This window comes from Streptosporangium minutum (genome assembly GCF_002149035.1).
Lineage (GTDB): Bacteria > Actinomycetota > Actinomycetes > Streptosporangiales > Streptosporangiaceae > Streptosporangium > Streptosporangium minutum.
In genome coordinates this window covers 18,421-31,828 of the sequence record NZ_NGFP01000094.1, presented here as the reverse complement: position 1 = coordinate 31,828, position 13,408 = coordinate 18,421, and the positions used below count along the sequence as shown (strand labels likewise).

Below are 13,408 nucleotides of genomic sequence, written 5' to 3'. Positions count from 1 at the left end.
CTGGCGGGGCGTGTCCGGGGTGCGGGACCTGCACTCCGGACGGCCGGTGCCCGCCAACGCCCGCTTCCGGGCGGGAAGCGTGACGAAGGTCTTCACCGCGGCCGTGGTGCTCCAGCTCGTCGCCGAAGGCAGACTGGACCTCGACCAGACCGTCCAGCACTACCTGCCCGGCCTGCTCCCCGAGAATTACCGGCCGGTCACGGTCGGCCAGCTGCTCAACCACACCAGCGGCCTGCCCCCGGCGGACCAGACCAAGGGACTGCCGGCCGAGGAGACGGCCGACGGGTTCACCTGGATCTACAAGCGCCGCTTCGAGCACTGGACACCGGAGCGGATCGTGGCGCTGGCCGTACAGGACAAGATGGAGTTCGAGCCGGGTACCGCGCAGCACTATCTCAACATCAACTACACCGTCGCAGGGATGCTGATCGAGAAGATCACCGGGTCGAGCTACGAGCGGCAGGTGCGCGAGCGGATCCTGCGCCCCCTGGGACTGCGCCACACCTCCCTGCCCACCGACGACCCGTTCCTCCACGGCCCGCACACGAACGGCTACCAGGTGCTGGACGGCAAGACGATCGACGTGACCGTCTGGGGGCACTCGATGGAGTGGGCGGCCGGCAACCTCGTGTCCACGACCGCCGACCTCGAACGCTTCACCAAGGCGCTCTTCCGGGGCGACGTCGTCCCGGCGCCCCAGCTGGAGCAGATGTTCACCGTTCCGCCCAAGGAGGTCAGGATGTACGGCGACGCGAAGGAGGAGGCGAACTACAGCATGGGGCTGACCCGGATGGATATGCCCGGCGGGATCGTCCTGTGGGGTAAGACCGGCGGGCGGTACGGCTATCTCACGGGCATCGGCGGGCTGCGCAACCCGGCGGGCGCGGGCGAGTCGCCCCGCACACTCGTCTACTCCTACAACTCGGTGGACGCCAAGTCCGAGAGCGTGAAGCCGAGGATGATGAAGATCATCATGACGGCGTTCTCCTGACGGGCCGGTCACGGACGTCGGCCGGCAGGTCGGGGACGTCGGCCGGCAGGTCGGGGACGCACGGCGGGTCGGGCAGCGGGCAAAGTCATCCATGAGGGACGTCTCCCCGCTCACCGAGGTGCTGCCGTCTGCCGTTACCTGGAGTACGTGTCCGGTACCTCGCTGATTGGGCCGTCCGTCCGTCTGACCCTGACAAGCAAGCCGTAGCGCGATCTTGTCCACACCGGGCTGCCTCGAGGGGGACCTGCAAGGACCCCCGCTCGGGTCGGCGTCACCAAGGAAAAAGTGACTCTGCTCAGAACTTTTACCGGCGTTCCGCAGTCAAAGCAGAACATGATGAAGACGATGATCGGGACCTCGCTCCTCGCCGGCTCGCTGCTGGTCTCCGGCGCCACCGCGGCGGACGCCCAGACGCAGCCGACGCTGGGTCCCTACGGATATGGTGCCGTCAAGTTCGGCATGACCGCCAAACAGGCCAAGGCGACGGGGGACGTCGTCAAGAAGATTCCGGGCAACGGCGGCTGCTCCGGCTGGGATCTGAAGAAGTTCCCGACCCCCAAGGACTCGGTCGGCATCTACATCTCGCCGAACGTGGGACTGGCCGCCATCTTCGCCGCGAAGGGCATGAAAACCCCTGAAGGCATCAAGATCGGCTCCACCGCCAAGCAGGTGAAGGCGGCCTACCCGCGCATCAAGAAAGACGTCCACGGCTTTTATGTGATCCCGGTCCCCGGCAACAAGAAGGCTTACTACACCTTCGGCGTCACGCACGGCAAGGTCACCGAGTACGGCATCGCGCTCAACAAGCAGGACTGTTTCAACTAGTGGAGTAACTGACCGTCTCAAAATGAGAGCGGCGTGGCGGCCGGCGATGGAGATCGGATCTCGACAAGGTCGTGCAGGTGTCTGCCGAACTGGTCCCTGATGATCGGTGGGAGCGGGTGGCGCCGCTACTGCCGCCCCATCCGCCGCGTCGCCGGCGCCACCCTGGACGTCGGCCGATCGATGACCGTATGGTCTTGGCCGGTGTCGTCCATGTCCTCCACAAAGGCGTGGCCTGGCGTGAGACGGTCAGCACCGTAAGCTGAAAAATAGTCCGGGAGGGTATGGGTCCGCTGACAAGACCTCGTAGAAGCTTCTCTCCTGAGGTCGGGCAAGAGATCGTCCGAATGGTGATGGAAGACCGGTCGATCGTGCCGGCGGCGCGCGAGTCCGACATGAACACCGGCACGCTCAATAACTGGGTGACGATGTGCAAGCACGCCCATCCAGCGCCGGAGGTGCCGCTATCGGGCCCGGTCGCCTGATCGGCCCGACGCTGGTGTGCGGGGCTCCAAGCCCGGGGGCCTAAAGTTTGCAGGGGAGGCCAAATTCGGCAAGTGCGGAGATTCAGATACTGGAAGACATGAATCTTGAGCTGGTAGAACGAGCCATCGCCGACTTCACCCCCGACGGGCCGGACGCCCCGGGCCTCGCGGTGGGCATCTATTCCGGCGGCCGGGCGCTGTTTACCGCTGCCAGGGGCGTGGCCACGGTGGAGTTCGGTGTCCCGATCGACGCCAGGACCCGCTTCGACATCGCCTCGGCCTCCAAGCAGTTCACCGCGGCCTGCGTGCTGATGCTGGCCGAAGAGGGCAAGCTGAGCCTGGACGACGACGTCAGGAAGCACGTGCCGGAGCTGTCTCTGGAGCGCGAGGTCACGATCGCCCAGTGTCTCCACCACACCGGCGGCCTCCCGGAATGGTACGCCCTGCAGGCCATCACGGGGGTCCCGTTCCAGGTGCTGTCCGAGGAGCGGCTCATGAAGATCCTCAGCCGCATCCGCAGGACGACGTTCGAGCCGGGCACCGCCTTCTCCTACTCCAACACCGGCTACGTGCTCGCGGCCGTCGTGGTCAGGCGGGTGACCGGCAAGTCGCTGGCCGAGTTCGCGGCCGAACGGGTGTTCGGGCCGCTCGGCATGGACGACACCGTCTACCGCGACGACGCCTCGGCGCCGTTGCCGCGGATGGCGTTCGGGTATGCGGCCGGACCGGTCAGGGCCGACACCGAGGAAGGGGCGGTGGGCGACGGCGGCCTGGTGACCAGTGTGAGCCAGCTCGCGCCGTGGTTCGGATTCCTGTCGGACGGGCGGGTGCTGGGGACGCGGCTGCGTGACGCGCTGCTGGAGCGGGGGGTGCTGGCCGACGGGACCGTACTGTGCTACGCGAAGGGGATCTTCTATTCGAAAGTGGGCGAGCTCGACGCGTTCGGCCACACGGGCGGCATGCAGGGGTACGTCTCCAACCTCCTCTACCTGCCGGGGCCCGATCTCGGCGTCGCGGTGCTGACCAACCAGAGCGCGCTGGACCCGGTCGGTCTCAGCCGCCGGTTGGCCCTTGAGCTCACCGGCCGGCAGGAACGTGTCGTCCGTAAGAAGATCCCCGCTCCGGTCGTGGGGCACTGGTATCACGAGGCGACGGATGCCCCGATCACCCTCACCGAGGCCGGCGAAGGCCGGGTCGTCATCGTGCCTCAGGAGATCGAGTTCATTCCGGGCGCGGACGGCCGCTGGTACGGCGTGGGTAATGCCGCCTCGATCTGGCTGGCCGTCGAGGACGGCGACCTCGTCATGGGAAACACCCGCCGGGACGAGCCCCCCATGATCTTCACGCCATGCTCGGCCCCCGGCGAGGACAGGGCCCCGGACGGCGCCTGGCTCAGCGACGAGTACGACGTGCTGGCCGTGATCAAGGACGGCAGGTTCACCATGGGGCTGACCATGGAACTCGACACCGAGCCTGCCCCGGCGGGGGCTTGGCGGGCGGGCCCCTTCACCCTCCGTCTGGACGCGGGCGGCGATCTGACGATCAGCGGCGAGGGTTTCCGGCGCATGCGCCTCATCGCCCAGCCGGAGGGGACCAAGCCGGTGGGCATCCCCCCTGGCCTGGTGTAGCACCACCGGTTGGCCTGCAGGACGAGGGGGGCCGCCAGGAGTTTGGCGCACGAGTCAGTGAACGCGGGACGTCCGCCTTCTAACGTCCGATTGCATGACATCCGCAACCGCGCTCCCCAGGATCGCGATGGCCGCCCTCCTCCTGCTGTCCGCAGGCTGCGCCGGGTCGAAGCAGAATCAGGCAGACACGTTGCGCTGGGGGACGAGCGAGTCGCCCACCAGCCTCGACATCGCCCATAAATTCGACACCGCCTCCACCCTTGTCCAGTTCGCCGTCCTGGACACCATGATCACCCTCGGGAAGAAGGGGGAGGTGCTGCCGAGCGTCGCCGAGTCCTGGACCCATCCCGACCCCCTCACGTACATCTTCACCATGCGTGAGGGCGTGAAGTTCAGCGACGGGTCCCCGGTGACGGCCGAGGACGCCGCCTACTCCCTCAGCCGCCACAACGACCCCAAGGTCGCCTCCCAGGCGGCCAGCTACACCACCATGGTCAAAAAGGCCGAGGCCACCGACGCGCGAACGGTCAAGGTGACGCTGTCCAGGCCGAACCAGGCCTTCCTGTCCATGACCGCGCTCGCCTGGCAGATCGTGCCGAAGAAGCTGGCCGAGGCGCACCCTCGGGACCTGGGCTCGCCCGAGGTGGGCACGCTCGGTTCCGGCCCGTTCAAGGTCACCAAGTTCAGCCTCACCCAGGGCGTCACCCTGGAACGCAACCCGCTGTACTGGGGTCCCAAGCCCGCGCTGAACAAGATCGAGGTCAGGGCGATCACCGACCCCGAGACGCTCCGCCTGGCGGTCTCCTCCGGCGAGGTCGACGGCACCACCGACGTACGGCCCGGCGAGGCGCGCAAGTGGACCTCCATGCCCGACGTCACCACGAGTTTCTTCCCGGCCGACAACATCGCCTACCTGTCGCTGGCGGTCAACCAGGGCCCGCTCAAGGACGTGCACGTGCGCCGCGCCATCGCGCACGCCGTCGACAGGGCCGCCCTGATCCAGCTGATGACCGGCGGGCACGGATCCCAGGCCGACCTCCTGCTGCCCAAGCCGCAGCTCACCGCCCTGTACGGCTCGGCCTCGCCCACCGTGCGCACCTACGCGCACGACCTCCAGGCGGCCAAGGCGGAGCTGGCCAAGTCCGCCTACCCGGACGGCTTCACCCTGGCCACGCCGTACGACGCCGGTGACAAATTCGGCAAGGCGATGCAGGCCGTCGCGTCCGACCTCGCCAAGATCGGGATCACGCTGGAGCTCAAGTCGCAGCCCACCGAGAAGTACCACACGCAGCGCATGCAGCACGAGGACCTGGCGGTGCAGATGGTCGACCTCGTCTACGGCACTCCTGACCCGGGCGAGGTCCTGCCGGACCTGCTCAGCCGCGCCTCGGCAAAGCCGCAGGGCTTCAACTTCAGCGGGTACGGCAGCGACGCCCTGGACGCCACGCTTGACGATGTGGGCGGCCTGGAGGGGGAGGCCAGGCGGGAGGCGGTCACGAAGGTGCTGACCGAGGTGGCCGATCAGGTGCCCTACCTGCCGCTCTACCACCTCGATCTGCCCGTGGCGCTGAACAAGCGTTTCACCGGCGAGATCAGCACGTGGACGATCAACGTTCTCGGCGCCGTGCGCCCGGCCGGTGTGTGATGGCCTTCCTCGCCCGGCGCCTGGGCGTAGCCGTTCTGCTGCTCGGGGTGCTGTCGCTGCTCAGCTTCGTCATGCTGGTCGCCGCTCCTGGCGACCCTGAGCGCGTGCTGCTCGGCCCGCGCCCCTCCACCCCCGAGGCCCGCRCCGCCATCCGGGCGCAGTTCCACCTCGACGATCCCCTCCACGAGCGCTACCTGTCCTGGCTCGGCGGGGCCCTCCACGGCGACTTCGGCACCTCGATCTACACGCGGGAGTCCGTCACGAACGTCATCACCGACCGCCTGCCCGTCACCGCGGGCCTGGCCGGCTACGCGCTCATCCTCACGATCGGCGTCGGCGTCCCGATGGGCCTGGCCGCCGCCATGCGCCGCGGCAGCCCGCTCGACCAGGGCATCACGCTCACGGCTCTGATCGCGGTCGCCATCCCGCCGTTCGCGATGAGCATCCTGCTGCTGTACGGCTTCGCCGTCACGCTCGGCTGGTTCCCCGTGTTCGGCGCGGGGGAGACGGTGGCCGAACGGATCTCCCACCTCACCCTGCCCGCGGTGGCCCTGGCCACCGGGCAGGCCGCGATCGTCGTGCGGCAGATGCGTGCCGCCGCCCTCGATCTGGCCGGGCAGGACTACCTCACCTTCGCCAAGGCGCGCGGGCTGAGCCTGCCACGCGTCTGGATCAGCTATGCCCTGCGCAACACCGCGCTGCCGGTCCTCACCGTCGGCGGGCTGCTGCTGGCCGCCAACCTCACTGGAGCACTGTTCGTGGAACGGGCCTTCGGGCTGCGGGGGCTCGGGGAGCTGCTCGTGTCCGCCGTCGCGCAAAAAGACATCCCCGTCGTCCAGGCTCTCGTGCTGCTCGGCGGCGCCGTGGTCGTCGTGGTCAACCTCCTGATCGACCTGGCCTACCTGGCCGTGGACCCGCGGGTCAGGCACGGGGCGGTGGCCTCATGACCGCGATCTCGGGAACGCCGCTGCTCGGGGGGCGGGCGGCGCGGCTGCGCCGTACCAAGCTGGGGTTCACGACCATCGTGTCGGCGGCGGTGCTGACACTCATGGCGCTGGCCGCGATCGGCGGCACGTGGATCGCCCCCTACGACCCGGCCGCTCAGGACCTCGCGCTCGGCGCGTCGATGCCGAGCTGGGCGCACTGGGCGGGCACCGACGACCTCGGCCGCGATGTGCTCTCGCGCTGTCTGGCCGGCGCGCGCTCGGCTCTGTTCTGGCCGGTGATCGTGACCCTGTGCACGTGCGCGTTGAGTACCACGCTCGGGCTGCTGGCCGGGTTCCGGCTCGGCTGGGTGGACTCGATCATGATGCGGGTGGTCGACCTGCTCATCGCGATGCCCGGCATGCTCGTCCTCATCGTCATGGTCGGCGTACTGGGCGGCGGGATCGGCTGGGCGGTGCTCGCTCTGGCCGTGCTGTTCACCCCCGGCGACATCCGCGTGATCCGCAGTCTGACCATGGCCCAGCGCGAGCTGGCCTACGCCGAGGCCGCTCGCACGCTCGGGCTCAGCCCAAGGCGGATCATGTTCAGGCACCTGCTGCCCAACGTCGCGCCGACGGTCGTCGCGGCCGCGCTGCTCAGCTTCGTCGCCGCGCTGGTCGCGCTCTCGGGGCTGTCGTTCCTCGGCATCGGGCTGCCCGCCGGGACCCCCGACTGGGGGCTGATGATCGAGGAGAACCGCACGCTGCTCGACCTCAACCCGTGGGCCTCCGTCGTCCCGGCGGCGCTGGTCACGATCGCCGCCACCGCCGCGACCCTGCTGGGCGACCGGCTGTTCGAGAGGCTCTCCGATGCTGCTTGAGATCAACGGATTGACGATCACCGGTCCCGCCGGGACGATCGTCGACGGCGTCGGGCTCACCGTCGCGGCAGGGGAGACCGTCGGGCTGGTGGGCGAGTCGGGCAGCGGCAAGTCGCTGACCGCGCGGGCCGCCATCGGGCTGCTGCCCAAGGGCCTGCGTGCCTCCGGCTCCATCCGGGTCGGCGGGCTGGAGATCGCCGGAACCGGCGAGCGGGTGCTGCGCGGCCTCAGGGGCCGGCGCGTCTCGCTGCTGATGCAAGATCCGTTCTCCATGCTCAACCCGCTGCGCACGGCCGGGGCGCACATCGCCGAGACGACGCCGGGCCGGGCGACCCGCGAGACGGTGGCGCGCAGGCTGGCCGAGGTCGGCATCGACGACCCGTCCGTCGCCGGGCGCTACCCCTTCCAGCTCTCCGGCGGTATGCGCCAGCGTGTGGCCCTGGCCGCCGCGCTGGCCGGAGACCCGGAACTGCTGATCGCCGACGAGCCCACCACCGCCCTGGACGCCACCACCCAGCACGAGATCCTCGCCCTCCTGGCCAGGGTCCAGGCCGACCGCGGCATGGGCGTGCTGCTCATCACCCACGACCTGCGGGTGGCCTTCGCCCTGTGCGACCGGGTCTCGGTGATGTACGCGGGACGTGTCCTCGAACAGGGACCGGGCACGTCGCTGGCCCAGACGCCCGCCCACCCGTACACAGCCGGGCTGCTGCGCGCCCTCCCTTCGGTGGAGCACACGCTCGAACGCCTCATCGGCATCCCCGGCAGTGTGCCGTCGGCCGCGCAGGTGGCGTCGGAGTGCGCGTTCGCCGCCCGGTGCGAGCACGCGAGCGCGGAATGCCGCGCCTCCCGCCCGCTGCTCCGGGAGATCGGCAGCGGCCGCCTCACCGCGTGYGTCCACGACACCATCCCGCGGATCACCGCCCACGACGTCGCCACCGCCACGCTTCCCACCGGTTCGGGCGCGCCGCTGCTCGTCGTGGACGACCTCGTCAAGCGGTACGGCACGCACACCGCGCTCGGCGGCGTCAGCCTCCGGGTGACTGCCGGGGAGACGGTCGGACTGGTCGGCGAGTCGGGCTCAGGCAAGACCACGCTGGCCCGTTCCCTCCTCGGCCTGGTCACCCCCGACCAGGGGCGCATCGAGCTGGACGGCCTCGACATCACCCGCCGCCGGGCCCTGACCAGCCAGCAGCGGGCCCGGGTCCATCGGCTGGTCCAGTGCGTGTTCCAGGACCCGAGCACCTCGCTCAATCCCGTCATGACCGTGGGGGCGACCCTGGCCGAGGCCGCGGCGCAGGCCGAACCGGAGGGCCGGCTCGCGCCGGGCGACCTGCTGGAGCTGGTCGGCCTGCCGCCTGCTTACGCCACGCGGCGGCCGAAAGGGCTGTCGGGCGGCGAGCGGCAGCGGGTGGCCATCGCCAGGGCGCTGGCGGTGCGGCCGTCGCTGCTCATCTGCGACGAGCCGGTAGCCTCGCTCGACGTCTCCGTCCAGGCCCACGTGCTGGAACTGCTGCGCCGCCTCGGCCGGGAGCTGGGGACCGCGATGCTCTTCATCACCCACGACCTCGCCGTGGTCCGGCAGATCGCGGTCAAGACCGTGGTGCTGTTCAAGGGACAGGTCGTCGAGGAGGGTGACACCGCGACGGTCCTGGACGCCCCCGCGCACGACTACACCCGTCGGCTCGTCACAGCCGTTCCATGAGATTTCATATAAATACACAAAGCGGAACTCGGTCACCTCAGGAAAGGCTTCCTCCATGCACGACCTCATCCTGCGTGCGGGCACCGTCCACGACGGGTTCGGCTCGGCCGGCCGTACCGCCGATGTGGCCGTCAGCGGTGGGCGGATCGTCGCGATCGGGCGCGAGCCAGGGCCGGCCGCCCGCGTCATCGACGCGGACGGGCTCATCGTCGCGCCCGGCTTCGTCGACCCGCACAGCCACTCCGTCGGGCCCAACCACACGCGCACGTTCGGCACGTTCCCCGTCTTCCTCGGGACCTACGTCCGCGAGCGCGGGGTCGTGCCGATGCCGGAGGCCATCCGCAAGGTCACCTCGGCCACGGCCGCCCAGTTCGGACCGGCCGACCGGGGGTGGCTCGGGACGGGGGCCGTGGCCGACGTCTGCGTCTTCGACCCCGTGGCCATCAGGCACGACGGCACCTATGAGGTTCCTGACGTTGCCCCCGTGGGCGTCACGCACGTGTTCCCGGCCGGTCACCCCGTGGTCGAGGGCGGCGAGTTCACCGGCGGACGGCATGGGCGGGTGTTGCGCCGGTGAGCGCCAACGGACGTGTCACGCTCGGCATGCTGCTCGACAGCCTCGGCCCCGACGCCGTCACCGCGATCTGCCTGCCCGGCGGCAGGCAGACGCTGGTCGGCGCACCCGTCATTCACGGCGCGGGTGAGTCGCTCGTCGCCCCGGTCGAGGGCGCGCTGCTCCTGGTGACCGGCCGCCCCGACCCGGCCGACGTCCAGCAGGCCGCCGCCGCCGGGGTCGCCGCCGTCGTGGTCCGAGGCCCGGTGAATCTTGCGGCTCTGGAGGAGGTCGCCGGTGCCGCGGGGATCGCGCTGCTGGCGGCCGCTCCCGGCCTGGCATGGGGTCAGCTCTACACCCTGGTAGACGCCCTCCTGGCCATCGTCGCCCCTGCCTCCGATCTGGGCGAGACGACGGCGGCCGACCTGTTCGCCCTGGCCAACCAGGTGGCGGCGCGCGTCGGCGGAGCCGTGACCATCGAGGACCTGGCCATGCGCGTCCTGGCCTACTCCACGGTCGACGGGCAGCGGATCGACGACCTGCGCAGAGAGGGGATCCTGGGCCGCAGGGTCCCCGAGCACCCGACCCACGCCGAGGAGTACGCCGCCGTCCTGCGCTCCGACGCAGCCGTCTGGAGCTACGACCCCCGCGAGTACCTGCCTCGGCTGGCCATAGCGGTCCGGGCCGAGGGCGAGGCGCTCGGCACCATCTGGGTCATCGAGGCCGACGTTCCGCTCGCATCCGACACGCCTCAGATCCTGGCCGAGGCCGCCAGAAACGCCGCCCCGCATCTGGCCAGGCTCAACCTGGCCGCCGACGAGGCGCGCAGGACCAGGGACGAGTGGCTCGGCTGGCTGCTGCGCGGCGTCGGCCCGGTGGGCGAGCTGGCCACCTCCTTCGGCCTCGACCCGGGGGAGCCGGTCGTCGTCGTGGCCATCGGATCGGGTGACGGTGACGTCTTCGCCGCGGGCCACGCCGGAGATCTCCTGCGCACCGCTTACCGCGCCTACCGCATGAGGGGTGTGGTGGGCGCGGTCGGCGGCCGCGCCTACGCGGTCGTGGCCGCCGACTCCACCGGGCCCGTCCTGCGCAGGATCACCGCTGGAATGCTCGGCCAGATCGAGGAACGGCTTGGCGGCCGGTGGCGGGCCGGGATCGGCAGGACCGTGCCCTCCGTGGTCCAGGCGCCGCTCAGCGCCCGCCAGGCCGAGGAGGCGTTGCGTGTGATGTGCGGGCCGTTCGCCACCGGCAGGGTCGGTGGGCACGCGGAGCTGTCGGCGGCGCTGTACCTGCAGGAACTGGCGGTCTCCATGCGCGCCACGCCCGTCCACGCCGGCGAACCACTGTCGGTGCTGGTCGAGCACGACGCCAGTCACGGCACCGAATGGGTGCGCAGCCTGCGGGTGTGGGCGGCGAAGCACTACGACGTGCCCAGAGCGGCCGAGGCGCTGTCGCTGCACCCCAACACCCTGCGCTACCGCCTGCGCAGGATCGGCGAGCTCATCGCCCTGGACGACCCCGACGTCCGGCTGGTCCTGGCGCTGCAACTGCGGCTCCACGCGGCCGCACTGCGCCCGGGCACAAACGGGGACGGATGAATTTCGGCTTCCACGCCAACGCCCGAGCCCCGGTCGTGGCGGGATGCTGGGGCCCATGGTCGAAACCCTCACCAAGGTGCGCGTCGTCCCGTTGCACGGCACCCCTCAGATCCAGGCAGCCGACCGGCTGCTGCGCCGCGTGTGGAGCACCCAGGACGGCGAAGACCCTCCCGTCGCCCTGGACATCATGTGCGCCCTGGCCCACACCGGCGGCTATGTCGCCGGGGCCTTCCTCGGCGAGGAACTCGTCGGGGCGGCGGCCGGCTTCCTGGCGGCGGGGGAGAGCCTGCACTCCCATGTGGCCGGCGTCGCCCCAGAAGTGCAGGGGCGGGGGGTCGGACGGGCGATCAAGGAGCATCAGCGCAGGTGGGCGGCCGAGCGCGGGCTCCGCTCGATCTCCTGGACCTTCGACCCGCTTGTACGCCGTAACGCCTACTTCAACCTCAGCCGCCTGGGCGCGCGGGCCGAGCGCTACCTGACCGACTTCTACGGCCCGATGACCGACGGGATAAACGACGGCGACGTGTCGGACCGCCTGTTCGCCGAATGGCCCGTGGACGGCACGCGGGCCGAATCCTCTGACACCAGTGAGGCACGAGTGATCCTTGACACCTCCGGCCGGGTGACCGGTCCGGGCGGCTCCGCCGTACTGAAATGCGCGACCCCCGCCGACGTCGAACGGATGCGCCGCCAGGAGCCCAGCGCGGCACGGGACTGGCGGGCCGCGCAGCGCGAGGCCCTGGGCGGCGCGCTGGCTGAGGGCTACCGCATCACCGGCTTCACCCCCGACGGGTGGTATGTCCTGGAGCGTGCAGCGTGATACTCACCGACTTCTCCGTGCGAACGGTCGCGCTCCCGCTGATCAGCCCCTTCCGCACCTCGCTCGGCACCCAGACCGTGCGCAACGCCCTGCTGGTGCGGGTACGCGGCGCCGACGGCGAGGAGGGCTGGGGCGAGTGCGTGGCCGATGACGAGCCCACCTACAGCCCCGAGTACCTTCAGGGGGCCGCCGACATCATCACCCGCTTCTTCGCGCCCGCGCTGCGTGCCGTACCCGACCTCGACCCCGCGGGCGTCGCGCCCGCGCTCGCTCACTTCCGCGGCCACCCCATGGCCAAGGCGGCGGTCGAGATGGCCGTCTTGGACGCCGTGCTGAGGTCGCGGGAGACACCGCTCGCCGTCCACCTCGGAGGGGTACGGCAGAGCGTGCGCGTGGGCGTCTCAGTGGGGATCGCCGATAGCCTCGACGCCCTCCTCGACACTGTCGACCGGCACGTCAGCGCCGGATACGCGCGGATCAAACTCAAGATCGAGCCCGGCTGGGACCTCGAGCCGGTCCGTCTGGTGCGCGAGACGTTCGGCGCCGACCTGATGCTCACCGTGGACGCCAACACCGCCTACGCCCCCGCCGACGCCCGTCACCTGACCAGGCTTGACGCTTTCGGCCTGGCGCTCCTGGAGCAGCCTTTCGCCCCCGACGACCTCCAGGCCCACGCCGACCTGGCCGCGCGCATGGACACCCCGATCTGCCTCGACGAGTCGATCACCTCGGCCCGTGACGCGGCGGCCGCCCTGCGGGCCCGCGCCTGCTCGATCATCAATATCAAACCCGGGCGGGTCGGCGGCTACCTGGAGGCCCGCCGCATCCACGACCTGGCCCAAGCCAACGGGGTGCCCGTCTGGTGCGGCGGCATGCTGGAGACCGGCCTCGGCCGCGCCGCCAACCTCGCCCTGGCCTCGCTGCCAGGCTTCACACTGCCGGGCGACATCTCCGCCACCGCTCGCTACTACGCCAGCGACATCACCGCGCCCTTCGTGCTGGAGGGCGACTCGATCCGCGTACCCACTGCCCCCGGCCTCGGCGTCCAGCTCGACCCCGAGGCCCTGGAATCCCTCACGGTGTCGCCCAGCTGACCAAGAGCTGTCCAGAGTTCGGATCATGTGGTTGAGGTGAGAAGTTTCAGCCACATGATCGAGCCTCGGAGGTAGAGTCCAACCCGACCTGCCCGCGCGATGCGGCCTCGGCGACGACGGCCGAGCGGTTGCAGCAGTTCATCACCTCCTCGACCTGGGATTATGTGGCGGTAGGGCGGCGCCCAAGGAGATCGGACCGTGTATCTGAGGCCCCGATGAGTCCCGAGGGCAAGGCTCGGAGGAAGCCCTTGTCCTCGAAGCTC

At 70.3% G+C, this 13,408-nt stretch carries 12 protein-coding genes and 1 pseudogene; all 13 read left to right on the top strand.

All coding sequences use genetic code 11. The features are described 5' to 3' along the window. On the top strand, positions 1-991 hold a 991-nt coding region (locus CA984_RS20875; RefSeq protein ID WP_133061726.1), incomplete at its 5' end, for a serine hydrolase domain-containing protein. 285 nt (positions 992-1,276) lie between these two features. Next, the gene (locus tag CA984_RS20870) at positions 1,277-1,816 is read left to right on the top strand and encodes a hypothetical protein (RefSeq protein WP_242676075.1); all 540 of its coding nucleotides are present in this window, start codon (positions 1,277-1,279) and stop codon (positions 1,814-1,816) included. A gap of 77 nt (positions 1,817-1,893) precedes the next feature. Beyond that, positions 1,894-2,058: pseudogene (locus CA984_RS49295) on the top strand (transposase); the annotation flags it as partial. 39 nt (positions 2,059-2,097) lie between these two features. Next, positions 2,098-2,298, top strand: a complete 201-nt coding sequence (locus CA984_RS44830) for a transposase (RefSeq protein ID WP_108724601.1) — start codon at positions 2,098-2,100, stop codon at positions 2,296-2,298. A gap of 98 nt (positions 2,299-2,396) precedes the next feature. Beyond that, positions 2,397-3,926, top strand: coding sequence for a serine hydrolase domain-containing protein (locus CA984_RS20860; RefSeq protein ID WP_086574906.1), 1,530 nt, complete (start codon positions 2,397-2,399; stop codon positions 3,924-3,926). A 94-nt stretch (positions 3,927-4,020) separates the two neighbouring features. Then, the gene (locus tag CA984_RS20855) at positions 4,021-5,571 is read left to right on the top strand and encodes an ABC transporter substrate-binding protein (protein ID WP_086574904.1); all 1,551 of its coding nucleotides are present in this window, start codon (positions 4,021-4,023) and stop codon (positions 5,569-5,571) included. Beyond that, positions 5,571-6,518 (top strand): ABC transporter permease, encoded by a 948-nt coding sequence (locus CA984_RS20850; RefSeq protein ID WP_086574915.1) that lies wholly within the window; start codon positions 5,571-5,573, stop codon positions 6,516-6,518. Before CA984_RS20855 ends, CA984_RS20850 begins: the two co-directional genes overlap by 1 nt. Then, positions 6,515-7,375: an ABC transporter permease gene (locus tag CA984_RS20845; protein WP_086574902.1), complete on the top strand. Its 861-nt coding sequence runs from the start codon at positions 6,515-6,517 to the stop codon at positions 7,373-7,375. Before CA984_RS20850 ends, CA984_RS20845 begins: the two co-directional genes overlap by 4 nt. Then, positions 7,365-9,080 carry a dipeptide ABC transporter ATP-binding protein gene (locus CA984_RS20840; protein WP_086574900.1) on the top strand — a complete coding sequence of 572 codons (1,716 nt, stop codon included), beginning with the start codon at positions 7,365-7,367 and terminating at the stop codon, positions 9,078-9,080. Before CA984_RS20845 ends, CA984_RS20840 begins: the two co-directional genes overlap by 11 nt. Before the next feature lie 55 nt (positions 9,081-9,135). Next, the gene (locus CA984_RS47260) at positions 9,136-9,657 is read left to right on the top strand and encodes an amidohydrolase family protein (RefSeq protein WP_086574899.1); all 522 of its coding nucleotides are present in this window, start codon (positions 9,136-9,138) and stop codon (positions 9,655-9,657) included. Further along, entirely contained in the window at positions 9,654-11,231 is a 1,578-nt protein-coding gene (locus CA984_RS20830; protein WP_086574897.1) for a PucR family transcriptional regulator, read from the top strand. The genes CA984_RS47260 and CA984_RS20830 overlap by 4 nt, the downstream gene beginning before the upstream one ends. Before the next feature lie 55 nt (positions 11,232-11,286). Further along, positions 11,287-12,051 carry a GNAT family N-acetyltransferase gene (locus tag CA984_RS20825; RefSeq protein WP_242676073.1) on the top strand — a complete coding sequence of 255 codons (765 nt, stop codon included), beginning with the start codon at positions 11,287-11,289 and terminating at the stop codon, positions 12,049-12,051. Further along, positions 12,048-13,145 (top strand): o-succinylbenzoate synthase, encoded by a 1,098-nt coding sequence (menC, locus tag CA984_RS20820; RefSeq protein ID WP_086574893.1) that lies wholly within the window; start codon positions 12,048-12,050, stop codon positions 13,143-13,145. The genes CA984_RS20825 and menC overlap by 4 nt, the downstream gene beginning before the upstream one ends. Positions 13,146-13,408: the final 263 nt, after the last annotated feature.